We start from the raw sequence: 26,844 nt of genomic DNA, 5'->3' as shown, positions 1-26,844 counted from the left end.
AACATTTGGACATTTAAATAAAAAGCCATACCTTTGCACACGAAATCAAAACAAGAACGGCTCCGTAGCTCAACTGAATAGAGCATCTGACTACGGATCAGAAGGTTACAGGTTTGAATCCTGTCGGAGTCACAAAACGGTTTGCAAACTCAATGAATTTGCAAACCGTTTTTCTTATCCTCCACTCAATACAATTTCTCCTTAGAGTTTCTTTTTCTTCAACGTGAAAAGGAATTCCAAACCATGCCCGCCGCCCGAAGGCTTTGCATTGATATTCCCCCCATGGAAAAGCACGGCATTCTTTACGATGGCCAACCCAAGGCCCGTACCTCCTAATTTCCGGCTACGCCCCTTGTCTACACGGTAGAAACGTTCGAAGATGCGTCCCAAATGTTCGGAGGGCACTCCTACTCCATTATCGCTCACACTGAAATAATAACCATCCTCGTCTTCCGAATAACACACGATGTTCACATGCGTACCGTTTCCGGCGTATGCAATGGCATTATCCATCAAATTACGGAAAATAGAGTACAACAAAGAAGAATTCCCTTGAAGCACCAACTTGTCCGGAACATTTATCCCCACAGTCATTTGCTTCTCCTCCAGTTTCAAGGCCAGTTCCGCCACGATATTATGAATCATGGAAGCCAAATCCACATCCGTCACCTCTATCATCTGACCGGCCTCCGTCATACGGGTCAGAGTAGATATGTCCTGCAACAGGTTCGTCAGCCGGTTGCTTTGCGCAAAGCTACGCTCCAAAAACTTCTTAAGCATATCCGGCGAAAGTCCCGGATTATTCAGAATCGTTTCCAGATAACCTTGGATACTGCTCACGGGAGTCTTCAACTCATGGGCAATATTTTGTGTAATCTGCTGCTTCATGCGGGCTTGTTCCTCCTGTTTCGTAATGTCAGAAATGGAAATCTCAAAGCTGTTATCCACAAAAAGAGCCACAGACAAGTTGAACACATAACCGTTTTTATCCACGACCAACAACTTCTGCCTAAGATCTCCCTGCGTAAAACTTTTGCGGGACATCGTTATAAAATCAAACAATGGCTGCAATTCCTTCACTTGAAAGACATCCTCCACTCTTCCGATGTTCTTGTCGGATATCAGATTCACATATTGCATGAAAAGCCCGTTAGCTAGAACCACATCCTTGCCCGGATTGAAAACGGCCAGTCCTTCATTGGAAATCTGCAAATGTGTGATAAGCTTCTCACGCTCGCGGAAAAGATCGTCCTTCGCCTTGCGTAACCGTGTATAAATATCGACGATATGCCGTGAAATCTGCCCCAAATCGGTATTTCCCAATCCCTTCAAGTCATTCGTATCCACAGCCTCGTCCTGATCGGCACGACGTGCAAAAAGGCGAAGCTGAGTAATCATAGCCCCTAAACGAGCCGTCAAGTTATAAAAGACGAGGAACAAAATGGCAGATAACAAAAATGAAAACCATAAATACCCCTTGTCGGCATTCAACATGGCAATCAAATCCGTATCGTAAGGCAATGCGCTACGCACGAACAACTCTTTCTCCGGAAAATAATTCGCCGAATAAAAGAATTCCTCTCCAAGGGTCTCTGAGGTTCTTTTGATGGAATATCCGCTCCCTGCGACCAATGCCTCACGTATTTCCTCACGGTCCAAGTGATTATCCTTCACATGTTCGGAGGAAATATCATTATCGAAAATCACTTTTCCATGGCGGTCTACGAGCGTGACACGCAGTTTCTGAAGATGGTGCCGTGTACGATAGCGCGCCACATAATCTTTCACTGAAAAGGCCGTATCAGCCATGTGATCATACAAATCCACGTTGAACATGGTCAGCGTAGAATTCAACAACTCCACTTTATGCGTCTTCTCGCGGTGATACTGATAATACAAGAAACTTGCTACGAAAACACAATAAATAGCGATAACGGAAAAAAACAGATATTGGCTGAATGACAATGACTTTCTTTTCATCTCAATCTTTCACAGAGGTATCGAAACAATATCCGTAACCCAAACGGGTGACGACAAACTTTCCGTATCCGTCGAGTTTTTTACGCAAACGGGTTATGTTCACATCTACCGTCCGGTCCAGCACCTCGGCATCGTTGTTCCATATCCTACGCAGTATCTCAGCCCGCGAAAACACACGGCCCTCATTTTCCAACAACAAGCGCAAAATCTCAAATTCGGTCTTAGTCAACTGCAACGCCTCGCCGCACAGCACGGCCTCTTTTTTGTTAAGATCCAATTTCAACTCCTTAAAACCGATATAAGCAGCCGGTACCGCCTGTTGCGGCGCCGTACGACGAAGCACAGCCTTGATTCTCATCTGCACTTCGCGCAGGGAAAAGGGCTTGGAAATATAGTCGTCCGCCCCCAAAGTGAATCCGGTGACAGCGTCGTTCTCCGTATCACGTGCCGTAAGAAAGATAATAGGTATATCACGAGTCTCACGCACTTGCTTGAGCATCTTGGCCATCTTAAAACCAGAGATTTCTCCCATCATGACGTCCAACAGCAAAAGGTGGAACTTGGCCAAATCCATCTTTAGTGCTTCTTCGGCCGAATTGGCCGTTTCTACTTCGTACCCCTCATTCTCCAGATTGAACTTTAGGATGTCGCACAAATCTTCTTCATCGTCCACCACGAGAATCCTGTAATTTGTATTCATCAGACTTACCGCTTTAGATTATTATTTTCCGATTGCAAAATTACAAGTTAGTTGTTGCACGAATATGAAACCCGTGTTACAATACCGTTACAACACCTTTTTCTTGTTGGAACCTGCGGCATGCACGAACCCAATGACGCATGTGGCCGATTATTTCCTGTGTTTCTTGCAAAGTACTCATATAAAGATATTCAATCTTCAGATTGTCCATATCTCCCTTGCGTATACGGTCTTGCTGAATCTTGCGGAGTTGGGACAACTGGGCTTTCATCTCATCTCCAAACTGCCGAACCTGCAACGCATTATCATAATTATTCGTCTCTATCATGCCGGCAATGACATTCATCAATTTTTCCACCCCTTCCCGAATCGGCATGAATTCTTTCACGTATTCCTCAGGCATGGGATTGAAATTGTTGTCCACGTGTTCTAATGAAGGTTCACACATACGCTTCAGGCAGTATAAACTCTGTTCGCAACTGTTACATGCCAAATGGAACCATGTATCTTTCTCCACAGCCTGCAACTGATCTATCTTGCGTAATCCAACTAATTCTTTCCGACGGATTACCTTCCAATTCTTCCGTTCATCTTCCAAATGGTTCAAAGTCCGCCGCAACACTTTCACATCTTCGGCAATCAAACCGGAAGTCGTCTGCATGTAAGCTCCCGATATATATTTTACCATCTTCGATTGATAAGCACTGATATGCCGGTTCAACAGCACCCAAGCCTCATCCTTATCATTGGTTTGCGCCAACTCCGTGAAAATCTCATCCCGCTGTACTGCCGCCATTTTCTTCTTATAGCTGCGGTTATTCTGAACAAGCATGAACACGACCACGACAATGAGCAATACCATGGCCACCACTCCACCGAAATGCACAAGCAACGTCACGATGAAACACAAGAAGAAAGCCGCACCGGCCGTCATAAACCATCCGCCAATCACAGATATCACACCGGTCACGCGGAACACGGCGCTCTCGCGTCCCCATGCACGGTCGGCCAACGACGAACCCATACCCACCATAAACGCCACGTAGGTGGTAGACAACGGAAGTTTCAGAGACGTACCCACTACGATCAACAAGCCGGCCAACACCAAGTTCACGGAAGCGCGTACCAAATCAAACGCCGCACCATTCGGAATAATAGCCTCATCCTGATTGAAACGTGAATTGATCCATTTCCTCATCCATGCAGGAATATGGTCCACTACATACTCGTTGCTGTTAATCACGCTCCTCACCAACCGACGGGCAAAACGGGAAGAGCCGAACATTTCGTCGCCTGCTGTCTGACGGGACAAGTCGACGGAAGTCTTTACGACATTCTGTGCTTTCTTCGACGTCATCAAAGCTATCGTCATAATAACTCCTGCCCCGATAAGGAAAAAGACAGACGTACCGGCCGGTTCGTTCAGCACGCCCATCATATGGGTGGCAGGATTTGCCCCTGGAGTTGCCAAGAAATCCTGATAAGAAGAAAAACCGGCTAAAGTCACACCGATGAAATTCACCAAATCGTTCCCGGCAAAAGCCATAGCCAAAGAGAACGTACCAAAGAGCACTATAATCTTGAAAACATTGACCTTACACCAATGCAGGACTTGCATCAGCACCGTAAATCCGATAATGAAAGAAATCAATATCGTATGTGTGTTCTCAGCAATCCAAACTTTAATATCGGAAGTCATGAACGAAGCACTGCCGAAACCTTTTACCAACAAGAAATAAGCAATGGAAGTAATAGAAAGTCCTCCAAACAAACCTATGGTATACTTAAGATGCTTGGTATAGTGAAAAGTAAAAATGAGACGGGAAATCCATTGCACCAACATTCCGAAAACAAAAGCAATGGCGACAGAAAGAAAAATGGCTAAAATAACCGTAAAAGCTTTTTCTGTATTTATCAAACTGGCGTAGGTAAGCGAAGAATCATGGAGCATCTTGACTAACGCCAATGCCGTACTGCCTCCTAATAACTCGAAAACCATCGACACCGTGGTGGAAGTGGGCATTCCCAATGTATTGAATATGTCGAGCAAAATCACATCTGAAGCAACCACTGCCAAAAAGACGCACATCAACTCTTCGAAAGTGAAGAACTCTGGATGAAAAATGCCGTGCCTTGCAATGTCCATCATACCGTCGCTCGTCGTGGCTCCCACAAAAATACCTACTGCGGCAATTATCAATATGGTCTTGAAACGCGCTACTTTTGAACCGATGGCCGAACCCAAGAAATTCACGGCATCATTACTGACCCCCACGAACAAATCAAAAGTGGAAAGGGCAAACAGGAATATGACTATCCCCAAATAAACAAATTCCATACGATTACTTCATATTTGATTTTGGGACAAAGATAAGCATTTTCCCCTTTGCGACCATTATATTCCTATAACATTTTTCACAAAAATGCAACACAAACGAACCACTCCCATAATGTACGTTTATTCAAAACGAATAGACCGGGCCGGATGGATACGGGAAACCAAGAAGCTCGGAACGATAAGCGAAAACACGCATATCACCAAAGTAGCCACGTTGATAGCCAACACATAACAGAAATTGAACAAAACCGGTACCGAATCCACGTAGTATATCGACGCATCCAAACGGAATATTCCTGCATAATGCTGAAGAAGCACTATGCCTATACCTATTATATTTCCCAAAAGCAATCCTTTCCCCATGACGAACACGGCAAAATACAAGAAAATATGGCGGATGCCACGGTTGGTCGCTCCTAATGCTTTCATGATCCCGATAAAATTCGTGCGTTCCAATATAATAATAAGCAAACCGGAAATCATCGTAAACCCTGCTACTGATACCATCAAAGCCAAAATGACCCACACATTGACATCCAAAAGACTGAGCCATGCAAATATCTGAGGATAAAGTTCCTGTATCGTCATGGCCACATACGAACCACCATAAGCGTCCGTTTCCCGATTCATACGCTTAACCAACACACTGGCAACTTCGTCCACACGGTCCAAGTCCTTCACGGCGATTTCCATTCCACTATATTGGTCCGGAGCCCACGCATTCAAACGGTTGCAAGTATAAATGTCCGTAAAAACCAAAGCCTTATCGAACTCCGTCAAATGCGTACAATAAATACCCGACACCGTAAAACGACGGGTACGCACGGAGTTCTCGAAGAAATAGGCAAACACTTTAGAGCCAACTTCCAAATGCAATTCATCGGCTATCTGCCGGGATATGACAATCCGGTTGGAAGCCACCGTATCAGAAAAAGACGGTAGTTCCCCCTCTTCCATGTGGGCTTTCAGGAAAGATGTATCGAATTCCACCCCCACACCGTGCAAAAGGATACCTTTAAAATCGGCATCCGTCTTGAGTATTCCCTCCTTATTGCAAAAACGCTGCACATGCGCCACCCCTTCCACGTCCCCGACCTCCTTCATCAAAGCAGAAGGTATCGCAATAGGCTGAGGGGAATTCGTCGTGACCGACGCATAGTTTTGAATCTGTATATGAGAACCGAATCCAACGACTTTCGAACTGATTTCCTGTTTGAAGCCCAACACCACGCACACCGAAATAATCATCACGGCCAAACCGACAGCCACTCCGGACGTAGCTATCAATATGGCCGGACGCGATACTTTTTTCACATCACCGTGCTCACGGAACAGCTTTCGGGCTATAAACAAATTGAAATTCATCCCTCTTGCCGTCTTATTCCGCTACACGGCCGGGATATGCCTCCAATGCCTTGCGCAATACAAAAAGGGCACGCGTCAAATCTTCTTTCTTCAACACGTAAGCTATGCGCACCTCGTTCTTACCCGAACCGGGCGTAGTATAGAATCCTGCCGCCGGAGCCATCATCACAGTCTCCCCCTCATAATCAAAGTCTTTCAAACACCATGCACAAAACTCCTCGGCATCGTCTACGGGAAGCTTGGCCACCGTATAGAAAGCCCCCATGGGGATGGGAGAATACACTCCAGGGATACGGTTCAGCCCGTCAATCAAGCACTTACGCCGCTCCACATATTCGTCATACACTTCCCGTCCGTATTCTTCAGGCTCGTCGAGCGAAGCCTCCGCCGCAATCTGTCCGATTAAGGGAGGGCTTAAACGGGCCTGGCAAAATTTCATCACGGCCTTACGAACCTCCACATTCTTCGTTATCAACGCACCGATACGTATGCCGCACTCGCTATACCGCTTGGATACGGAATCTATCAACACCACATTGTTTTCTATCCCCTCCAAGTGGCAAGCCGAGATATAGGGAGAACCGGTATAGATAAACTCACGGTACACTTCATCCGAAAAAAGATACAAATCGTACTTCTTCACCAAGTCGCGAATCTGGTTCATCTCACGGCGCGTATAGAGGTATCCCGTGGGGTTGTTCGGATTGCAAATCAGAATGGCCCGCGTACGTTCGTTAATCAGCTCCTCGAACTTCTCGACCTTCGGCAACGAAAAGCCTTCTTCTATCGTAGTGGATATCGTACGGATGACCGCCCCCGCCGAAATGGCAAATGCCATGTAATTAGCGTATGCCGGTTCGGGAACGATGATTTCGTCGCCCGGATTCAGGCAAGAGAGGAATGCGAACAATACAGCCTCCGAACCTCCCGACGTGATGATGATGTCGTCCGCCGTAAGATTGATATTGTATTTGGCATAATATCCGACCAACTTTTCCCGGTAACTCAAATATCCCTGGCTCGGGCTATATTCCAAAACCGTCCGGTCTATGTGTCGGATAGCATCTATGGCCGCTCGCGGAGTCGGCAAATCAGGCTGGCCGATATTCAAATGGTACACATGTATCCCTCTACTTTTAGCCTCAAAGGCCAACGGAGCCAATTTGCGAATCGGTGACTCCGGCATTTCCTGACCGCGAACGGATATTTTAGGCATGTCTTTTCTTTTTTGTTTTTATTGGTTCGAAATTCATGCAAAGATAGCATTTCAACATAAAACAAGCAACAAATCAGCCTACAAAATCCATAAACCGCTCACCTGTCAACAAAAAAGGCAACCCTAAGGCTGCCTTCTGTACGCCCTCAGGGATTCGAACCCTGGACCCATTGATTAAGAGTCAATTGCTCTACCAACTGAGCTAAGGACGCAAACAATTTTTGAAGTACGCCCTCAGGGATTCGAACCCTGGACCCATTGATTAAGAGTCAATTGCTCTACCAACTGAGCTAAGGACGCATCATCTTTGATTTTGCGAGTGCAAAGGTAGGGCTTTTTATTTAACCCTCCAAACTTTCGCCCCTCTTTTTCTTATTTTTTTTCCAATTCGTAAATTTCGGAAGGTATACGGCGCTTCAACACTTCCAGTTCAAAGTCCCTTCCTGAGACAATCCCTGCGGAACGGAGACAAGTATCAACCGTTTTTCGCGCCAGTTCCGGATGATTGTTCTCCTCGCTGATATGGCACAACCATACATGCCGAAGCCTGTCCGTAACATGCTCCGCCAACAGCTGCGCCGCAACCTTATTACTCAAATGTCCGTAATCACCGCTAATCCGTCCTTTCAGATAAGCCGGATACGGCCCCATCATCAACATGTCTTCGTCATGATTGGCCTCCAATACCAGATAATTCGCTTGGGCGATATAGCCACCGAATTGTTCGGTCACATGTCCGGCATCGGTAATGAGGCAAAAATTGACATCTCCGTATTGCACGCTGTAGCCCACATTGTCCGCACTGTCATGAGGCACATCGAAAGGCGTGATTACAAAATGGTCTAGCTCCAAGGTCTGTCCTTTCTGCAAGAAACGTATGTTTTCTTCCTTCAACTTAGGATGTACGCAATAATTACGCTTGATTCCGCCGTGCACAAGTTCGGTGGCATAGACCGGAATCCCGTATTCATTCGCCAAGCTCCCGACAGCTTTGACGTGGTCTGCATGGTCGTGCGTAATCAATACGGCCTTTATTTGTTTCAAAGAAAGCCCGCAAGTATTAAAATGTTTTTTCAGTGTTCGTATCCCAATTCCGGCATCAATCAATATCCCATAATTTTCTGAGAAGAGGAAGTAGCTGTTTCCGCTACTGCCGCTCCCCAGACAAATAAACTTCAGCATATCCGTATTTTTGTTTATGCAAATATACGAAAACATGAAAGAACGGACAAATATTTCTTTCCCGCCCTCCTGCCTTACCAGCTCAATTTAATAAATTTACTCTCCCACGGCCTGAACTCCGCTTTCCCCTTCTCGTCGATTGGTTTTCCTGTCACGTCACAAACCGTGGCTTTCCGTATCTTCACACAATCGGAAGTAACGGCAAAGACTGCCGGCCGACCATCCGTTTCACGTAAATGCAGCATCACGGCATGTTCCCCCTCCACCGGTGACATGTTGACCAACAAGAGGTTATCCGGGCGAAGCGTGAGAAAAGTTCCGCAAGAGGGCGCAGCCTTACCTTCACGGCCGCCGGCCTGAAGTACCCGGGTCAGGAAAGGAATCCGGTTTTCCCAAGCAAAACGCGTGGCAAATCCGGCTGTCGTGTCCGCCGACGAAGTGATGAAATAACTCCACTGCAAACCTCCGGTCTGGTCTGCGTTAAAATTGGTAGTCCAATAGTTATTCATCGGCCAGGAATACATATTAGTAGTCTGGGGTACGGCACCAGACTGATAACGTCCGGTATTGATGGCACCGAATTGCATCAGGGGTATTTCAGGGCTTCCCATTACAACCTGAACGCCCGGACTGCGTGCCGCCGCAAAATTCTGCACGGTATACCAATCGTTCGACGAACCGGGAATCTGGTCTATCCCGGCTTCGATATTTCCGCCGGGCACGTCCAGAAAGATTCTGCCGCCCTCTATCTGGTACGGAAAAGACACATATACGGCTTCCGGCTCTGCCTCTGCTTTTTTACGCAAACTGTAAACCACTTCTATCTTTTTCTCTACCTTATATATATGGTACTCCACCGTCAGATTATCATGCCCTATCCCGGCTGCCGTCTCTCCTTTGAAACGGTAAGTATCCCATATAGCCCCTTCCTCGTACGCCTCGAAGCGCATTTTCTCCGGATGCCTGCGTGTAAAGCGTGGGTACGTATATCGCTCCAAAGCGCCCCGGTCGTCTATCGTCTCATAAATGAATTCTCCCAACTCCCATTCCGCATCCTCCGTCAACAACTGCCGTTGCAGGTCTTTATCGTAAAGTCGGGAAATGGTGCCCCGTTGCAGATTGAAATCAAGACCATACCACTCATTCTCTACATGCGTACCGGACAAACTCCCTGCGGATGCTTCGGACGGCAATGGCTCGTCTTTCACGTCTATGCGACACCGGATGAAGCCCAAAGCCGGTACATCCCGGACATAAATATACCAATACGTTCCGTCCGAACGGCTCTCACCGGCCTGAGCAGGAACGCTACGTCCCGACGCATCCGTAATCTCAAAAGCTTTGTCGCGCGGCAAAAGTTGATGGTCTACATACACCTTGGCTATTCCGCTATAGCTCCAGTTCAATGTATTGAAAACCAATACGGAAGGCTCATCCGTTTTCGGAATAAAAGACTGCAAAAGCCCCATTACCGCCTCGCCCAACAATCCGGCATGCCGGTAAGCCTCCCACGCATACGACTGTTTCAGCGAGCGTTGCTCCCACGTCTCCCGGCCATACGGGTCACGCACACTCTCGCAATACCCGAACGTATGCTCATCATAGAAAAGCAGGGCTTCGTTCATGCCACTCACCTTCCCCATCACCCCGTGGGGCAACTCGGCTCCGGCCAGTTTTGCCAAAGCCAAACCGCCTTGCCCGGCAATCGCATGGGAATGGGTAGTACGGGAAACAGCCGCTTCGCGTGCTCCGGAAGCAAACCCATCCGTCCACCAGTCCGGCCACGCTCCCCGAATGACGGGTATCTGCCCGGCATAATCACGCTCCACGGTCTTGATAAAGTCCGTAGCGACTGCCGAACGTAATTTAGGCCATTCGTACTTTTCATTCCAACGTTTCACCATCTCGCAACTCCGGGTGGAAGGAGGAGCATTATCGGTCAGATACCCGGAATGCTGAATGGCACAAATGTCATACGGGTATCCCTTAGCTTCCAGTTGCCCCAGATAATCCCACACGCATTGCTCGAACTTTGTGAAATCATCAGGGTTGTGCACACCCCAATAGTTCCCCTGATGGTAATGTTCCGCACGGTAAGCCAGGATTTTTTTCCCCGATGGCGACTCCCACCAAAATACCGTGGGCTTATCGAAGCATATCAATGCCCGATGCCCATGCGTCCCCATATTCAGGTACTTCACTCCTGCGTCGGCAAAATATTCACTGAAACACCAGGCTATTCCGTTTACATCATCTTGCATGGCCAAGTCCGTCCGTAACCCTTCCTCCCGGAACAACTTCAACGGAGCCAAGGATGCAGCCAAGGTCTGTTCGTCCGGCAACTCATCAAAATTCAGGTACATGGCACCCAACTCAATTCGCCCTTCTTTCACCCTGCGTTTCAAACGTTCGACCTGGGAAGCCGGACGATTTTTCAAATACTCTTTCACGGGCCAAGACACCTCGCAAGTCCATCGGAACCGCTCGGCATCTGGATAATGATCCGTGGCATCACAATAATCCAAAGCATAATCTATGTAACGCAAATGTTCTGCCAAAATCTCCATCTGCGAACGAGTATAGCCGATGTCCGTATGTGTATGCTGCACCAGATTCATCTGCCAATGCCGGGCTACCGGTACTTTTATTTCATCCGAAGCCAAAGACACCTGCCCGGTGCGTAAAGACAACGGCAATGTACGGTCCACGCCAACGTCAGGAATATCAAATACAAAATGATTTTCCCCCTTTTCCAAACGGACATGCTGCACCAACCTGCCCAACGCCAATTCCGCCTCTGTGACCTGTCCGTCATAGCCTACCGTCACAGCCACCCGGCGGACCGGACCTGAAGAAGATTTATACACAGCCGGATACAGCTTCGCCTGAAGCACCGGAGACGCTGCGGAACAAACCGAATGAAAAGCCGCCCCCCAAAAGAGCATCCCCAAAAACAAATTCTGTAATCTCATAGTGATTTATTGTGATTAAATAGTTAGGATTCGTCAAAAATGTTTCTCCTTTTCATTGGCCATCGCCGGAAAAGACATATATTTGCGTTGTAAAATTACGAAATCAGACGGTGAGGCCAAACGGTACTTCACTGAAAGACGTAAAAGCATTAAAAAATGACGAAAAGGAAAAGGTGGCCTCTGGTTTTATGCCTGCTTACAGGATTAGGAGCAGCCGGATGCACCAACAAAGAAGAGGAACAAGTAAACAGCAGGGCTAAGGAATTTGCGGAAAATTATTTCAACCTGCGTTTCGACAAAGCATACGGGAATTGTACCAAGGATTCCCGTAAATGGATGGCTTTCCGCGCGTCGAACATCACCGAACACGACCTCGAAGCCGTACGGTCTGCCCCGGAAGAAGCATACGTAAGTTCAACAGAATGCCAACAAATCAACGACAGCACGGCACTCGTACGTTGCATCGTTTGCCAAGCACTTGCCGCCGATTCGTTGGAACAGCAAAAAGGCCGTATTGTTCCGGAAGCCGCATATCTCATCCCTTTACGGAAAGAAGGCCGCCGATGGCTTGTCAGAATGGAAGGCCCACTGCAAAATGCAAAGTGAAATCCCGCTTAAAGTCCGGATGAATAATCGGGTAATGATGACGGACATCATCATACGCCGGATGAATGGCTTTCATACCTCCGTCCAGACGTAAGATGAAATAATCGAAATTCAAACGGAATCCCAATCCGTAAGACACGGCTATCTCCCGCCAGAAACTCCGCATGCGGAACTGTCCGCCGGGCTGCTCGGCATAGTCGCGGATAGTCCAGATATTGCCGGCGTCTACAAAAAATGCCCCATGCAATTTCCAGAACAGATAGGTACGGTATTCCGCATTGAGGTCCAATTTGATGTCACCGGTCTGATTGATAAAGTCTATACGTCCGTCTCCCCCGGTAAAACGTCCGGGTCCCAATTCCCTGACCGACCACCCTCGCACACTGTTGGCTCCTCCGCTGAAATACCTTTTCTCGTAAGGCAGGATGGTAGAGTTTCCGTATGGATAGGCTACCCCTACGCCAAAATGCAAAGCCAACGAGTTACGGTCGTCGAAACGGAAGCTCTTGCTGATGTCGAAATCTCCTTTCAAATACTGTGCATACGCTATATTGAACAATGTATATTGCCCTTGGTCGTTCCGGTTGGCCCCAAAGAGATTAGAGAAACCATACAGTACATTGCCGGCCGACTCCACATTAAAACGGATGCCCAAGGCATTGCTACCGTAATCCACAATACTCGTTGCATTGCGTTGCGAATTATAGGTAAAACTATAGCCTAACCTCATGATAAAAAGATTTTCGTAATTGTAACGCAGGATAGCATTCCGGTCGGTTTCGTCTTCCAGGTAATCCTTACGGAAAGTTTCGGAAATCCAAGGCATGAACACGTAGTTCAAGTCTATCAGGTCGATACGGTGGCGGAGCAAACCATTCGGGCTTTGCCAACGGTAACGCAGAGCTGAAGTCAAAACACGCCGATGAAACTCAGGACGGTTTTGGGAATCATATAATAATGAGATCTCCGAAGTGGCACGCATCAACCCACGGTCGCGGCCATTGAAGCGAAACAACCTGAAATTAGGGAATGTCAGGCCGGCTTCCACACTGATTTCCATATAATTCTGGTCACTGTACCCTTCCAGACCGGTAATGGCTTCAAATGCCCCACGAAGTTTCAGGGACAGCAATTCAGAGCCTCGAAACAGATTCCGGTTCTGGTAAGTCAGAAGCAAGGCCGCCCCCAAATCACCTGCCGAATTGGTACCTTCCAATTCCGCTCCCAACGAACGCGGTTTATTCTCGTGCACGGTCACGAATCCGTCCAGCATATTCGGCAAGGAATCGTTCTCCACCATCTTGATATTGGAAAACATCACGGCTCCCAACTGGCCGAAGTTACTATAAGTCCGTTGTACGTTGCGCTCCCGGTACAGATGCCCCGGCTCGATTGCATTGTTATTGGTAAAGACAGAAGGCCGAAAAGCCAGTTTATGCTTGTAATAAATAGGAAAACCCCGATAGACCATACTGTCCAATCGGGAAGTATCACGGCTCGTGTCAAAAGCCGCCGCATCGCCGGAAAAGGAAACAGAGTGAATTTTATAACGCCGGTGAAGTTCCGGATTGCTTTCCGCTGATGCCCGGTACAAAGGTATCACCACATCCAGATCCACCTTTTGGTTCCCCACGCACGTATCCGCTTCAAACCGGACATATTCCTTGTTGAATTTATAATATCCGCTGTTTTGCAAACGACTGCTGATGCGGCTGCGCTCTCCGTCCAACACATTCAAATCGAAAGGCATTCCGGGTTGCAAGGATGACAATGAAGCTTGTTCGCGGACAATACGTTCCACCACAGAATCCTCTATAAGGTAACGGATGTTTCTCACCCTATAACGCTCTCCCGGCACAATCTCGTATGCCAACCTTACCTTCTTCCCTTTCACCGCACGCTTCTGATTCACCCGGGCATGAAGATACCCCAAATTGTTCACAGCCGCCAACATGTTTTCTCCCGAACGGTTAGCCTGTACCGTATCGAAAATTACCGGCGCCTCTCCTACCCGTTGCAAGAAACGGTTGATTCGCTTAGTAGTGTCCCGCCCGGACAGGGCATACGGCCCCATAGGGACTTTCAGCAGGCTGAACCACTTGGAATTAGGATGCTGACGAATGTATCCTTTCAACGACGTGGCATCGAGCGATTTATCCGTCGACTTCACAGAAACGCTTTCCAACATATATTCGCCTTCGGGTACGAATTTCGTAGCTGAGCAAGCGCCCAGCAACGCCATGATGATTCCCCCGGCCATACTGTATAAAAGTTTCCGCATAAGTGCCATTTCAAGTACAAAAATACATCATTTTTCCCAATAAAACGGTTTAGGCGGACACAAAAACAAAAGCCGGTACACGCTATTCGAAAATAACTTCTTAGATTTGCAGTATAATTGGAATCGAAATGATCAGCAAAAACAAAATCAAGCTCATCCGCTCCCTTGAGCAGAAAAAATTCCGCAAGGAACAGCAACTCTTCGTGGCCGAAGGACATAAACTGGTAGACGACTTGCTACCGGCTTTCGACTGTACCTTTCTCGCAGCCCTGAAGGAATGGTTGGACACACGGCGGGAAGTTGTGGAAACACTCGCCCGTAAAGGATGTGAAATCCAAGAAGTATCGGCCGAGGAGCTTCAAAAAGCCAGCCTGCAAAAGAATCCGCAGGACGTGTTGGCCGTATTCCACCAACGTCAGGCCGAAGGGGCACCGGAACACATACTGAAAGAGCAACTCTGCCTTGGGCTCGACGGCGTGCAGGACCCGGGCAATCTGGGCACGATTATCCGTATAGCCGACTGGTTCGGTATCGAACATATATTCTGCTCTCCCGACACGGCCGACCTTTATAATCCCAAAACCGTACAGGCCACCATGGGAGCCATGGCACGTGTCTGCGTACACTACCTTTCACTGACGGATTTGCTGCGGGCAGCCGACACCGACACACCGGTCTACGGAACGTTTCTGGACGGGAAAGACATGTATGGTACGGAACTAAGTTCCAACGGACTGATTGTCATGGGAAACGAAGGCAAAGGCATCAGCCGGGACATCACGTCGCTCATCAACCGGAAACTGTACATCCCCAACTATCCTCTCGAACGAAACACATCGGAAAGCCTGAACGTAGCCGTAGCCACAGCCATCGTTTGCGCCGAGTTCAGAAGACGGGATACCATCGGAAGACAGGAGTAAGAATATCCGCATCGGCAGGCAATCCATCGGCACTCCAAAGCCGCAAAGCATGCGGACTTACATCTGGATTTGTTTCCCGCAACAACGCGTCAATACTGTCCCCGGGTTGCGGAACGGCCTCGGGAGGCAATAACAAACCGACGCCTCCATTCCATATCACAGCCGGCATTTCTTCCGTCAAGATATAATGGAATTGATAAAAGCCTTTCTCATCGACCGTTATCACCGGCATGACCTCAAAACACCCCGATGGCCAATACACTCTATGGAAAGCAATATGTTTCAAGGCCGCTTGTTTCCTTATTGTTTCAATGTCCTCTTCGTCCCGTTCTCGTAGCCCCCGGTTTACGAATCACACGATAGGGCTTTTCCTTCACCACATGAATGGAACGTTCCACCGGACGACTATCCCTCAATTCGGTTGGAGAAAGACGGCGGGAAACCGTATCAGCCGGTATCACCCGCAACACCGAATCTTTCAACGATGCGTCCATACTATCCGGCTTCGCCACAGCTGCCGCAGTATCCACAACCACCGGCTGCAGATGGAAACGAACCAACATGATGTCGCGAAGCAACAACAGGCGGGATTCTTTGTCTTCGTCCGAAGGTTTATAATACACGAATCCGCCCACTTCCCGAATCGCATGAGCCGTGTCTCCTTCCAAACGAAGCTGCATCAGGTTATTGGAATAAATTCTTTGCGTAATACCTGCCGTGGAATCATTGTCGTATTTCACATAAAAACCGGCGTATGCCTCATTTTGCCGTCCGTGGGATATATAACGGGCATCGAAGCGCCAAAGCAGGGCATCCCCTTTACGGAAAGTCGTATCGGCTGTCATGGTAAACAGCAAACGGTCTTCCATAAAACTCGGTTTCAGGATTCTGAACGCACGCTCCTGCCAAATATTGGCCGTGTCCCCCCGTGCATCCAAATGGGCAAAGATGTCGTTCTCCCCGGTAGAAGCTCCCAACGCCGAAACATGCGCGCTGTAACGCTCCTGCAACTTTTTATAAATGTCATTCAAGTAAGTGGCATGCGACGCATACCACACCATCGTGGAGTCGAATTCGGCCTCGCTCACCCCATGCTTCTCAAACACGGCCTGCACGTAACTGTAACGTTTAAAGTTCATGCTGTCCCCTCCCGTCTCTGCCATGGCCTGTGCGACGTGGTAATCATAAAGCAAATCTTCCAGTTCCTCTGGCTGAATCAGACCGGACGGTACGCCGGGCTTACAGGCCGACAATAAAAGGACGGCCGCCACAGCACCACATACTTTACGCAACGACTTTGACATGAAACGGTTAAGGGCTATTGGGAAATACGTTTATGATAGAAAATCAACAAGGCAATGATACCGCAACTGATGGCTGCATCCGCAAAATTGAATATGGGACTGAAAAAGATGAAATGCTCCCCTCCCACCCATGGCATCCAATCCGGCCAATAAGTGTCGATGATGGGAAAATAAAACATGTCCACCACGCGCCCGTGGAACACATTTTCGTACCCCGTCCCGAAAGGTACGAAATGAGCAGTGAACGGTGCGGGAGGATTATTGAAGATTAATCCGTAGAACACGCAATCTATGATGTTCCCGGCAGCACCGGCCAAGACCAATGACAAACAGACTACAAAACCCGTCGGCACGCCTTTGCGTATCGCCCTGTAAAGGAGATACGCAATGACGGCCACGGCGATAATACGAAAAGACGTCAAGAAAAGCTTGTCGAAAAACTCCCACCCGAATGCCATGCCGGGGTTTTCAGTGAAGAGAATGTAGAACCAATCGGTCACATGAATCTTCTCATGCATATACATCTGAGTCTTGACCGCAATCTTAATCCATTGGTCTATGACCAACACCAATAAGATAATCAGTCCGGCCAAACGTCCTTGGGTGAGCCATCCCCGACCGCTACTTCCTTCTGTCCTCATTACTTTTTCATGTTTTTAGCCTCTATGCTCAATGTCGCATGGGGAACCAAACGTAAACGTTCCTTGGGAATCAATTTACCGGTCTCACGGCAAATCCCATAGGTCTTGTTTTCGATACGTATCAGGGCAGCCTCAAGCCCCTTGATGAACTTCTGTTGGCGAGCCGCCAACATAGACAGTTCCTCTTTGGTCTGAGTATTGGCACCTTCTTCCAACGCCTTATAAGTAGGCGACGTATCATCCACTCCGTTATTGTCCGTGTTCATCAATGTCCCCATCATGGTTTCATATTCTTCACGCGCCACTGCCAGCTTACTCAGGATCAACTCCTTGAATTCTGCTAATTCCTCATCACTATAACGTGTTTTCTCTGTCATAATACTTCTTATTTTAGGGTTAATAATGCTCACTTACTCTTTATCTATCTTTATCTCCACGGTGTAATCGTCTAAGTCTATGGCCACGCCACCGTCCACCTTGTCCGCCACCGTAAGCGAATTGGCCAGGACCTGGCCACAGATGTAGTCTCTGTATTCCGCCACGGCCTTGTCCGTTTGTTCCGCATGGGAAAGCGTCACGGCAATGCGGTCGGTAATCTCGAAATCCTTTTCCTTACGCAAGTTCTGTATACGCTTCACTAATTCACGGGCCGTTCCCTCCACACGAAGCGCATCCGTCACGGTAATATCGAGTGCCACCGTCAGGCAGCCTTCATTGGCCACCGTCCAACCGGGAATGTCCTCACTGAAAATCTCCACATCGGCAACTTCGATGGTTACCTCCTCGCCGCCCTCCAAAACCACGCCGAGCATGCCTTCTCGTTCCAATCCGGCAATCTGTTCTTGCGTCAGGTTTTCCACCGCAGCGGCCACGTTCTTCATCAACTTGCCGAACTTCTTGCCCATCGTACGGAAGTTGCACTTCACTTTCTTCACCAACATGCCATCGCCTTCCACAAACTGCAATTCCTTGACGTTCACTTCGTCCAGAATCAACTGCTTCACGGCTTCTATGCTTTCACGACGTTCCGTGTCGCCCGACGGTATGGAAATGCACTGCAAGGGTTGGCGCACGATAATCCGTTCTTTCTTGCGCAAGGACAAGACCATGGACGTAATCTGTTGCGCCAATTCCATACGGTACTCCAATGCCTTGTCCACCTTTGCGTCGTCGCAAACCGGGAATGTAGCCAAATGCACGCTCTTCGCTTCTGCACGGCCCGTTGCAGCCGTCAAGTCATGATACAAACGGTCGGCATAATACGGAGCGATGGGTGCCATCAGTTTGGCCACCGTCTCCAAGCACGTGTACAACGTCTGGTAAGCCGAAAGCTTGTCCGTGCCCATCGCACTGCCCCAGAAACGTTTGCGGCTCAGGCGGACGAACCAGTTGCTCACGTTGTCTATCACGAAATCCTGAATCAGGCGTCCGGCCTTCGTCGGTTCATAATCCTCATAGCAGGCATCCACGTTCTTCACCAACGTATTCAACTCGGACAAAATCCAACGGTCTATTTCCGGACGCTCGCCCATGGGCACATCGGCTTCGGCATAATGCCAACCGTCCACGTTGGCATACATCGTCAGGAAAGAATAAGTCTGGAACAATTTGCCGAAGAACGTGCGACTGACTTCCTGTACGCCGGCCTCGTCGAACTTCAGGTTGTCCCACGGCGAAGAATTGGTTATCATATACCAACGTACGGCATCCGAACCGTACTGCTCTATCGCGCCGAAAGGATCCACTGCATTGCCCAAACGCTTGGACATCTTGTTCCCGTTCTTGTCGAGCACGAGACCGTTGGATATGACAGCCTTATAAGCCACACTGTCGAATACCATCGTGGAGATGGCATGCAACGTGAAGAACCATCCACGGGTCTGGTCCACACCTTCCGCAATGAAATCGGCCGGATAAACCGTACGGCCATCCAACTCTGCCTTATGTTCGAACGGATAATGAATCTGGGCGTAAGGCATGGCACCGGAATCGAACCACACGTCGATGAGGTCTGCTTCACGCTTCATCGGCTTGCCCGTGGGGCTTACCAAAACGACCTCGTCCACAAACGGGCGGTGCAAATCTATTTTGTCATAATTGTCCTGACTGTAATCGCCGGGGACGAAGCCACGGTCTTTCAGCGGATTGGAAGCCATCAGTCCGGACGCTACCGCTTTCTCGATTTCGGCATACAACTCCTCTACCGAACCAATACAGGTTTCCTCGCCGTCGTCCGACCGCCAGATCGGCAACGGCGTACCCCAATAGCGGCTGCGGCTCAAGTTCCAGTCATTCAGGTTCTCTAACCATTTACCAAAACGCCCGGTTCCTGTGGATGCCGGTTTCCAGTTGATGGTACGGTTCAATTCTATCATCCGCTCCTTGGCAGCCGTACTACGGATGAACCAACTGTCGAGCGGATAATAAAGGATTGGCTTGTCTGTCCGCCAACAATGCGGATAGTTATGCACGTGTTTCTCGATCTTGAACGCCATGCCGCGCTGCTTCAGTTCCATGCAGAGTGCCACGTCGAGGGTCTCGTCTTTGTCGGTCTTCTTCGGGTCGTAGGCGTTTTTCACGAACTGGCCTTCCCACTTCTTGTATTCATCCACGTTTACCTTATGTTGCACGAAATCTTCATCCAACTCGTCCAACAGGTAAAACTTACCGGTCAAATCCACCATCGGACGGTATTCGCCCTTGCGGTTGACCAACTGCATGGGAGGAATGCCGGCAGCCTTGGCCACCTGCGCGTCGTCCGCACCGAAAGTCGGGGCGATATGCACGATACCCGTACCGTCTTCCGTAGTCACGTAATCTCCTGGGATGACACGGAAAGCCCCTTCTCCGGGATTTACCCAAGGGAACAACTGTTCGTAGGCCATGCCGACCAAATCCGCCCCGAGGTACTCACCCACAATCTGGTAAGGTATCACTTTGTCCCCCGGCTTGTAACCGTCCAACGGCATATTCTCGCCTTCCGGGTTAAGATAAGCTCCCAAACGCGCCTTAGCCAGTACCACTGTTACGGGTTCGCCACTGTACATGTTATAAGTACGCACGCATACATACTCTATTTTCGGTCCTACGCACAATGCCGTGTTGGACGAAAGCGTCCAAGGCGTAGTAGTCCATGCCAAGAAATAAGGCGTGCCCCACCCCGTCATTTCAGGGCGCGGATCGAGCATCCGGAACTGTGCCGTCACCGTCGTGTCTTTCACGTCGCGGTAACAACCGGGTTGGTTCAACTCGTGCGAACTCAGCCCCGTACCGGCGGCGGGCGAATAAGGCTGTATCGTATATCCCTTATACAACAAGCCTTTCCGGTAGAGCTGCTGCAACAGCCACCAGAGCGTTTCGATATATTTGTTGTCGTAAGTGATATACGGATGCTCCATGTCCACCCAATAGCCCATCTTATGGCTCAGGTCGGTCCATTCCTCCGTATATTTCATCACGTTCGTGCGGCACTTGCGGTTATATTCCTCGATGGAAATCGTCTTGCCTATGTCTTCCTTCGTGATGCCCAATTCTTTTTCCACGCCCAATTCCACGGGAAGCCCGTGGGTATCCCATCCGGCCTTGCGCTTCACCAAGAAACCTTTCATGGTCTTGAAACGACAGAACGTATCCTTGATAGAACGTGCCAGGACATGGTGGATACCCGGATGCCCGTTGGCTGAAGGAGGACCTTCGAAGAAGATAAACGAAGGACAGCCTTCACGTTCTGTCATACTCTTATGGAAGACATCTGCGTCATCCCACATCTTCAACACCTCTTTGTTCACCTCAGAGAGGTTTAGCTGTGTACGTTCTGCGAATTGGTTTGCCATATATCGTAGTTTACTTTCGCGTTACTTTAAAATTTTGGCAAAAATACGATTTCTTTTTCAGAATAGGAAAAATTTCAATAAAAAACAGAAACGGAAATCATAGTCCTTATCTTTGGGAATCATCTGCCTTAGAACGGGAAATCAATCTAAGCCAAACGAAAATTCAATCTAAGCCGAATGATTTTTCATTCTCCGCACAAAAAACAAGCATTTATATACATTTGTAATTCAGTAGGTTATAATATAAAAAAAAGAGGGCAGGGAATCCCAAACATTCCCTGCCCCGACATTAAGTCACGAACAAAAACAATTACATTCCTATCTGTCCTTTCCAATTCAGGAACCAGTTGCTCTCTACCATCAACTTGTTGTAAAGCGAACCGTCACGATTCTCTTTGCCTTCGCGCTTGCTGACCGGGTCGGCCACCCACGCATTATTACGGTAACGTTTGGCAAAACGGATCAAATCATAAAAACGCTTGCCCTCGAAACAGGATTCCAACGCATTTTCATTGATAATCATGCTGTCCACGCGGGCTTGCTCCTCAGCCAGGTTCAGGTAAGCCCAGTCCTTGCGGCTCTGCCCCACGTAACCGTTGACACGGTTACCGTCCTTGTCCAAAGAATCCACCATCGGATAAGCATAATCCGGATCCAACTCGGCATAACCGCAACCACGTGAATGTACGCCCACCGTATTGAAAGCATCGGTAGCACTACCGCCTTCCTCACCGAGACGTCCGTTACGCGTCTTGAATGTATTGAAATAATTGTTGGCCGTATTCAACTCGTTGAGGAATGCCAAATCGGCATCGTTGCAATATACGGACACACTGTCATCTACCACGTCCTTACTGATTCCCGTGGCCAAAATGGCGTATGCCATGCGCGGGAACCCGCCATTGTTAAGGGCTTCGGCCAAACGCAGCCAGACATCGCTTTCACGATAAATCCCGATGTTACGTTGGTTTACTTTGTAGATGTTCTGCATCATAAACTTATCAGCCGTTCCTCCCGTCGTAGTGTTGAAGGTTCTCGACCGCCATTGGGCTGCCAGTCGCAAATCCCCTTCTAACAACCGATTCTCCTCAATCATGTCCGGAACAGCGTCTATCGGGCGGTTATTCTTGTCCAAGAATGAATAAGATTGCGCCCGGCTGATTTCCTGCATGTGCAAAGACGGCGTGATGCTGTAGTTCGTCGAAGTAATATAGTTTCCGTTGTCATCGGTCGACGAATTGTACAAAGTCTGCACTTCGCTATAATATCCTTGGCTAGCAGCCGAGTCCATCGGAATGATGGTGAAGGTTTCCGTCCCATATATCGAAGGACTCTGCCCCGGAATCATATAAGACCACCCATAAGAAGTTCCCGTGCTTGAAGAATACTCTTGCCAATAAGCAGAATACATGTTGGAGAAATAGTAAATAGGCTTCGAGAACCCGTCCCCAACGTTACGTGTGTCCATAATCCAACGGAAATAGCATTTGGCAGCCTCGCGGTAATATGCACGTCCGGCATCCGTCCCCTGGCAAGAAGCTTTCCAGAGATACAAATCGCCCAACACCATGTCTACCGGGAAATAGCAGTTGGCCATAAAAAGACTACCCACCTTATGCAAAACGGGCCATTCCGTGTTGCTGTATGGTTTCAGGTCGTTGATGAAAAAATCGCAAATGGCTTCAATGTCCTTACGGTCTTTCACGTCAAGACTGACATCATCGGCATCCTGCTCCGTCAACAACGGCTCGGTGTAGAAAGGCACCTTGCCATAGTTCAAAGCCAGTTGCAGATAGGCCCATGCGCGGATGGACCTTACCTGTGCCATTTCCTTGGCAAAAATTTGGTTGCCGCGATTGTCGTATGCGTTAGTATCAGCGTATGCAAGATAATAATTACAGTTGTTAATCACCGCATAATAATCACGCGGACTGTTATACCTGTTCTCGTCCGTCACCTCGAAGTTGGCCAACGCGCGCAAATCGGCATTGGCTTGGGTGGTCAAAGTAACGAGGTCGCCCCGCACTTCGCCCAACAGGTTGGTACGGTCACCGATGGCCTGCAGCTTATAGATAATACCTATCAGGGAAGTGGCTGTATCGGCCGGTGTTGTCAGATGGCTGCCGTTTTCGTATATCACATAATCCGAAGTCGGTTCAAGCATATCTTCGCAGGATCCTAAGATTCCTGCTCCGACAGCCGCCAACGCAATCTGAAAAATATAAGATTTGAGTTTCATAAGAGACTGAATTAAAGGTTGATTTTAATACCGAGCATAAAGTTACGGCTGTTAGCCAACAGGCCGCGGTCTATGCCTTGTTCCAAAACACTGTTGCTCATGGAGAAGTCCGGATCGGCTCCTAAGTACTTAGACACGGTAAAGACGTTGTTTGCCTGTCCCCAGAACGTCAGGCCGTGGATGAAAGTGCTGTTGAGCGGAAGTTCATAGCTCAACGTGATAGACTTCAGGCGCAGGTAACTGGCATCCTCAATCCAACGGTCGCTGAAGCGGGCATTACCCATAGGATCTTCCCACATCACCGTCGGCATGTCGGTCACCTGTCCTTCATAGCTCCAACGGTTCACCATCGCTACCGACTGGTTCATGAAACGGTTTCCGCTTTCCAACTGCGAACGCAAGTAGTTGTAGGCATCGTTGCCCAGGCTGTAATTGAAGTTTACATCCAAACGGATACGCTTGTAACTCAAAGAGGTGAAGATGTTACCGTAAATATCCGGGTTCGGATCTCCGATGACCTGCATATCGGCCTTGTTGATTTCCTTGTCACCATTGTCAGCAAACTTCACGTCGCCGGCTCCGAAGTAAGTCTTGTCGATACCGTTCTCACCCAAGATATACAATCCGTCGGCTTTGGCCTCTTCCGAAGTGGCATATACGTGCGTACCGGATGCGGTGGCCTCGGTCTTGTAACCATAGAACAAATTCACCGGTTGGCCGATCTGCGAACGGATGGTAGCACCGTAAACCTCGGTTTCCACATAATCTTGTCCGTCGGGCAAAGCCGTCAGCTTGTTCTTGTAATGGCCGACGCTGGCACCCAGTTCCCAGTTCCAGTTGCGGGTGGCAATGATATGGCCGTTCACCGTAATATTATAGCCCTTGTTCTCCAAAGAACCACCGTTCACCCAGTTGTTTTCCAAACCAGTAATGAAGTTCAGCTCATGGTAAGTCAACAGATTGTCTGTCCAACTCTTGAACACGTTTACTTTCAAGTTCAAACGGTTCTTCAGGAAATTCAACTCCGTACCGAAACTGAAGCGACGGGTGGTTTCCCACTGTACTTCCGTATTGCCCAAATTACCCAAAACCAAACCATTGGCCTTATTCTGGAACAAGATACTCTTGAAATAAGTACGGGTGGCATCAAAATCGATACCGTCGTTACCGCTCACATCGTACCCCATCGTAAATTTGGCATAGTCTATTCCCGGCACATCGAACCAACTTTCATTGGACAACACCCAACCGGCCTGGATTCCGGGGAAAACGCCCCAACGCACACCGGCCAGTTTGAAACCGTCTTTCGCTTCTTTACCAAATCGTGAAGAACTTTCGATGGCCAGATTACCTTCCACGAAATAACGCTTTCTGTAATCGTAACGGGCCTGTCCGTACCAACTCATCGAAGTCCATTCGTTGGTGCTACCGGTAGTCACCTTGTTTTGCGTATCATTGATAAACGGCGTTTTGTCGCTACCCGTATTATAACCCAACTGCGTGTCTACCTTGTAACGGTCGTTCATATAACGGAACCCTCCCAACAAATCAATGCTGTGTGCCCCATACTGGTTGCCCCACTCTATTTTCGTATCGCTCGTGATAGAGTTCTGCGAAGAATAAAGCGAACGGATTTCATTCTCCACAGTAAGGCCGATAGAAGACACATAGTAATCAGGCACGCCATTGATGGGCACATAATACTTGTCGTTCGTATTTGTCAACGTATAGCTGAACAAAGAACTGAGGGACAAATGCTTGTTGAACTGCCATCTCGGTGTAATGGCGATGTTCAAATAAGAGTTCTCAAAGTAATTCTTGTTCTGGGCCGTACCGTATTCATTGATAGAAGCCGGGTTGGCCAAACGGTAATTCACATTACCAATCGAAGCCAAAGCCTGGTCCAGATAATCCTCGTCGTTATTGTCGAATGCCACGTCGGAAATCTTACCATTAGAATAAGCATACGGGCTCAGCATCGGGCTTTTCACCAAACCGAGATAATTGACGGAAGTCACCGTTCCTTCATTGTACCCTTCCGGCGCACCCTGGTCTTTCAAGTTACGCGTCACATTGCTGTAAGAAGCGTCGAAGCGGATGAACAGATGCTTGAACATGTTGATGTCCGTATTGAAGCGGATATTCAAACGGTTCACGTCATTGTCTTCCAACACACTCTGCGCACCATTATACCCCAATGCGAGGAAATAGCTGGCTACCTCATCACCTCCTTGTACCGAAATACCATAATTCTGCGAGAAAGCCTCACGGTAGATGACATCGTTCCAATCCGTATTATTATTATATTTATTGTAATAGTAATTATTCGGATCGGAAGTCAGGAACTGGAATTCAGACAAGTTCGTACCCGTCGTCTTCAACAAGTCCGAAGCGTATGTCTTGAACTGCGAACCGCTCATCACCGGAAGCGACTTAGGCAATAAGGTAATACCGGCCGACACGGTAGCATCGATTTTCGTAGCCAGACTCGTGTTGCGCTTCGTCTCAATGAGAATCACGCCATTGGCACCTTTGGCTCCGTAGATGGCCGTACCATTGGCCATCACCTTCACGCTCTTGATTTCATTGACGTTGAAAGATGTCAGGATATCATTGTAGAAACCGTCATGGATCATCGTACGGTCATATTGTTGGTCCACGATAACCCCGTCAATCACGACCAACGGTTGACCGTTGCTGTGCAAGGAGTTGATACCGTTCATCATCATGAAATTTCCGATACCGGGCGTACCTCCACGGGAAATCGTACGGACATTGGCTCCTAACTGGTCACCAATTTCGGACGTGATATTCAATGACGGACTATAATCGAACTTGTCTGCCACCACCGTGTTCAGGATATTGTCGTCCGCACCGTATGCCGAACGCATGGCACTCGAATACATCGTCACGTCACGCAACTTACCTGATTGGTTAATACCCACACGAACCGTATTATAGTCCGGTGCCGTGATTTTTAATGCCGTGGCGTACTCCGGCACGTCGAGCTTATACGTACCGTCTTCTTCGGTCAACGCACTGTAACCGTCGTAACCGCTCACACTGACCAACGCCCCACCCAAAGGAGTGCCGGATGTCACTGCGAACACTCGTCCGCTGACCGGACGTGTCTTTACATTTTTCTTGATCGGACTGGCAGGTCTGGCCGCAGTCACGGTGTCGGTAGCGGCCTCTTCCTGGGCATAGCCCCCCAAAGTGCCTGCCATCAACAATGCTAAACAATAGAATCTATATCTTTTCATTACT

At 48.6% G+C, this 26,844-nt stretch carries 17 protein-coding genes and 3 tRNA genes; 3 read left to right on the top strand and 17 right to left on the bottom strand.

What is annotated here, in order from left to right; translation table 11 throughout:
• The first annotated feature begins 58 nt into the window (after positions 1 to 58).
• A tRNA-Arg gene (locus E0E47_RS02135) sits at positions 59 to 132 on the top strand.
• A gap of 69 nt (positions 133 to 201) precedes the next feature.
• Here the strand turns inward: E0E47_RS02135 and E0E47_RS02130 are convergent.
• The 9 genes from E0E47_RS02130 to E0E47_RS02090 all read right to left on the bottom strand — a co-directional run bounded on the left by E0E47_RS02130 (position 202) and on the right by E0E47_RS02090 (position 11,726).
• Positions 202 to 1,980 (bottom strand): sensor histidine kinase, encoded by a 1,779-nt coding sequence (locus tag E0E47_RS02130; RefSeq protein ID WP_130892746.1) that lies wholly within the window; start codon positions 1,978 to 1,980, stop codon positions 202 to 204.
• A 1-nt stretch (position 1,981) separates the two neighbouring features.
• On the bottom strand, positions 1,982 to 2,680 hold the full coding sequence (locus E0E47_RS02125) for a response regulator transcription factor (RefSeq protein WP_008625051.1): 699 nt from the start codon (positions 2,678 to 2,680) through the stop codon (positions 1,982 to 1,984).
• A 76-nt stretch (positions 2,681 to 2,756) separates the two neighbouring features.
• Positions 2,757 to 5,018, bottom strand: a complete 2,262-nt coding sequence (locus E0E47_RS02120) for an inorganic phosphate transporter (protein ID WP_130892745.1) — start codon at positions 5,016 to 5,018, stop codon at positions 2,757 to 2,759.
• A gap of 120 nt (positions 5,019 to 5,138) precedes the next feature.
• Positions 5,139 to 6,383, bottom strand: a complete 1,245-nt coding sequence (locus E0E47_RS02115; RefSeq protein ID WP_130892744.1) for an ABC transporter permease — start codon at positions 6,381 to 6,383, stop codon at positions 5,139 to 5,141.
• Between the two features lie 13 nt (positions 6,384 to 6,396).
• Positions 6,397 to 7,599, bottom strand: a complete 1,203-nt coding sequence (locus tag E0E47_RS02110; RefSeq protein WP_008625064.1) for a pyridoxal phosphate-dependent aminotransferase — start codon at positions 7,597 to 7,599, stop codon at positions 6,397 to 6,399.
• Between the two features lie 139 nt (positions 7,600 to 7,738).
• Positions 7,739 to 7,811: transfer RNA gene (locus E0E47_RS02105), tRNA-Lys, on the bottom strand.
• Positions 7,812 to 7,826: 15 nt separating this feature from the next.
• Positions 7,827 to 7,899 (bottom strand) — tRNA-Lys (locus E0E47_RS02100).
• A 72-nt stretch (positions 7,900 to 7,971) separates the two neighbouring features.
• Positions 7,972 to 8,781 (bottom strand): MBL fold metallo-hydrolase, encoded by an 810-nt coding sequence (locus tag E0E47_RS02095; protein ID WP_172604631.1) that lies wholly within the window; start codon positions 8,779 to 8,781, stop codon positions 7,972 to 7,974.
• Between the two features lie 74 nt (positions 8,782 to 8,855).
• Positions 8,856 to 11,726 (bottom strand): glycoside hydrolase family 38 N-terminal domain-containing protein, encoded by a 2,871-nt coding sequence (locus E0E47_RS02090; RefSeq protein WP_338045607.1) that lies wholly within the window; start codon positions 11,724 to 11,726, stop codon positions 8,856 to 8,858.
• Between the two features lie 183 nt (positions 11,727 to 11,909).
• On the opposite strand from E0E47_RS02090, the gene E0E47_RS02085 reads away from it, so the two are divergent.
• On the top strand, positions 11,910 to 12,359 hold the full coding sequence (locus E0E47_RS02085) for a hypothetical protein (RefSeq protein WP_130892742.1): 450 nt from the start codon (positions 11,910 to 11,912) through the stop codon (positions 12,357 to 12,359).
• Here E0E47_RS02085 and tamL read toward each other — a convergent pair.
• Complete coding sequence (gene tamL / locus E0E47_RS02080) at positions 12,325 to 14,649, bottom strand: translocation and assembly module lipoprotein TamL (protein ID WP_130892741.1); 2,325 nt, start codon at positions 14,647 to 14,649, stop codon at positions 12,325 to 12,327. The genes E0E47_RS02085 and tamL overlap by 35 nt on opposite strands.
• A 119-nt stretch (positions 14,650 to 14,768) precedes the next feature.
• On the opposite strand from tamL, the gene E0E47_RS02075 reads away from it, so the two are divergent.
• A complete protein-coding gene (locus E0E47_RS02075; RefSeq protein ID WP_130892740.1) occupies positions 14,769 to 15,560 on the top strand; it encodes a TrmH family RNA methyltransferase in 792 nt (263 codons plus the stop codon).
• Here the strand turns inward: E0E47_RS02075 and E0E47_RS02070 are convergent.
• The 7 genes from E0E47_RS02070 to E0E47_RS02040 form a co-directional block, all read right to left on the bottom strand.
• Complete coding sequence (locus E0E47_RS02070) at positions 15,526 to 15,846, bottom strand: hypothetical protein (RefSeq protein WP_130892739.1); 321 nt, start codon at positions 15,844 to 15,846, stop codon at positions 15,526 to 15,528. The two genes, E0E47_RS02075 and E0E47_RS02070, sit on opposite strands and share 35 nt — an antisense overlap.
• A 22-nt stretch (positions 15,847 to 15,868) precedes the next feature.
• The gene (locus E0E47_RS02065) at positions 15,869 to 16,864 is read right to left on the bottom strand and encodes a DUF4296 domain-containing protein (RefSeq protein ID WP_130892738.1); all 996 of its coding nucleotides are present in this window, start codon (positions 16,862 to 16,864) and stop codon (positions 15,869 to 15,871) included.
• Between the two features lie 14 nt (positions 16,865 to 16,878).
• Complete coding sequence (locus E0E47_RS02060; RefSeq protein ID WP_130892737.1) at positions 16,879 to 17,505, bottom strand: lipoprotein signal peptidase; 627 nt, start codon at positions 17,503 to 17,505, stop codon at positions 16,879 to 16,881.
• Positions 17,505 to 17,882, bottom strand: a complete 378-nt coding sequence (locus E0E47_RS02055) for a TraR/DksA family transcriptional regulator (RefSeq protein ID WP_039865307.1) — start codon at positions 17,880 to 17,882, stop codon at positions 17,505 to 17,507. Before E0E47_RS02055 ends, E0E47_RS02060 begins: the two co-directional genes overlap by 1 nt.
• A gap of 33 nt (positions 17,883 to 17,915) precedes the next feature.
• Positions 17,916 to 21,338, bottom strand: a complete 3,423-nt coding sequence (ileS, locus tag E0E47_RS02050; RefSeq protein ID WP_130892736.1) for an isoleucine--tRNA ligase — start codon at positions 21,336 to 21,338, stop codon at positions 17,916 to 17,918.
• A gap of 310 nt (positions 21,339 to 21,648) precedes the next feature.
• The gene (locus E0E47_RS02045) at positions 21,649 to 23,577 is read right to left on the bottom strand and encodes a RagB/SusD family nutrient uptake outer membrane protein (RefSeq protein ID WP_130892735.1); all 1,929 of its coding nucleotides are present in this window, start codon (positions 23,575 to 23,577) and stop codon (positions 21,649 to 21,651) included.
• An 11-nt stretch (positions 23,578 to 23,588) separates the two neighbouring features.
• Complete coding sequence (locus E0E47_RS02040) at positions 23,589 to 26,804, bottom strand: SusC/RagA family TonB-linked outer membrane protein (RefSeq protein WP_130894305.1); 3,216 nt, start codon at positions 26,802 to 26,804, stop codon at positions 23,589 to 23,591.
• Between the last annotated feature and the right edge of the window lie 40 nt (positions 26,805 to 26,844).

The sequence above is a fragment of the Paraprevotella xylaniphila YIT 11841 genome, from assembly GCF_900683745.1.
In the GTDB taxonomy this organism is placed as follows: Bacteria; Bacteroidota; Bacteroidia; order Bacteroidales; family Bacteroidaceae; genus Paraprevotella; species Paraprevotella xylaniphila.
The sequence above is the reverse complement of the archived record's forward strand: the minus strand, read 5'-3'. Positions and strand labels throughout refer to the sequence as shown.

Bases quoted from the DNA above. Each gene is read 5' to 3' on its own strand.
- E0E47_RS02130 (WP_130892746.1), bottom strand. From the start codon at position 1,980: ATGAAAAGAAAGTCATTGTCATTCAGCCAATATCTGTTTTTTTCCGTT.
- E0E47_RS02125 (WP_008625051.1), bottom strand. From the start codon at position 2,680: ATGAATACAAATTACAGGATTCTCGTGGTGGACGATGAAGAAGATTTG.
- E0E47_RS02120 (WP_130892745.1), bottom strand. From the start codon at position 5,018: ATGGAATTTGTTTATTTGGGGATAGTCATATTCCTGTTTGCCCTTTCC.
- E0E47_RS02115 (WP_130892744.1), bottom strand. From the start codon at position 6,383: ATGAATTTCAATTTGTTTATAGCCCGAAAGCTGTTCCGTGAGCACGGT.
- E0E47_RS02110 (WP_008625064.1), bottom strand. From the start codon at position 7,599: ATGCCTAAAATATCCGTTCGCGGTCAGGAAATGCCGGAGTCACCGATT.
- E0E47_RS02095 (WP_172604631.1), bottom strand. From the start codon at position 8,781: ATGCTGAAGTTTATTTGTCTGGGGAGCGGCAGTAGCGGAAACAGCTAC.
- E0E47_RS02090 (WP_338045607.1), bottom strand. From the start codon at position 11,726: ATGCTCTTTTGGGGGGCGGCTTTTCATTCGGTTTGTTCCGCAGCGTCT.
- E0E47_RS02085 (WP_130892742.1), top strand. From the start codon at position 11,910: ATGACGAAAAGGAAAAGGTGGCCTCTGGTTTTATGCCTGCTTACAGGA.
- tamL (WP_130892741.1), bottom strand. From the start codon at position 14,649: ATGGCACTTATGCGGAAACTTTTATACAGTATGGCCGGGGGAATCATC.
- E0E47_RS02075 (WP_130892740.1), top strand. From the start codon at position 14,769: ATGATCAGCAAAAACAAAATCAAGCTCATCCGCTCCCTTGAGCAGAAA.
- E0E47_RS02065 (WP_130892738.1), bottom strand. From the start codon at position 16,864: ATGTCAAAGTCGTTGCGTAAAGTATGTGGTGCTGTGGCGGCCGTCCTT.
- E0E47_RS02060 (WP_130892737.1), bottom strand. From the start codon at position 17,505: ATGAGGACAGAAGGAAGTAGCGGTCGGGGATGGCTCACCCAAGGACGT.
- E0E47_RS02055 (WP_039865307.1), bottom strand. From the start codon at position 17,882: ATGACAGAGAAAACACGTTATAGTGATGAGGAATTAGCAGAATTCAAG.
- ileS (WP_130892736.1), bottom strand. From the start codon at position 21,338: ATGGCAAACCAATTCGCAGAACGTACACAGCTAAACCTCTCTGAGGTG.
- E0E47_RS02045 (WP_130892735.1), bottom strand. From the start codon at position 23,577: ATGAAACTCAAATCTTATATTTTTCAGATTGCGTTGGCGGCTGTCGGA.
- E0E47_RS02040 (WP_130894305.1), bottom strand. From the start codon at position 26,804: ATGGCAGGCACTTTGGGGGGCTATGCCCAGGAAGAGGCCGCTACCGAC.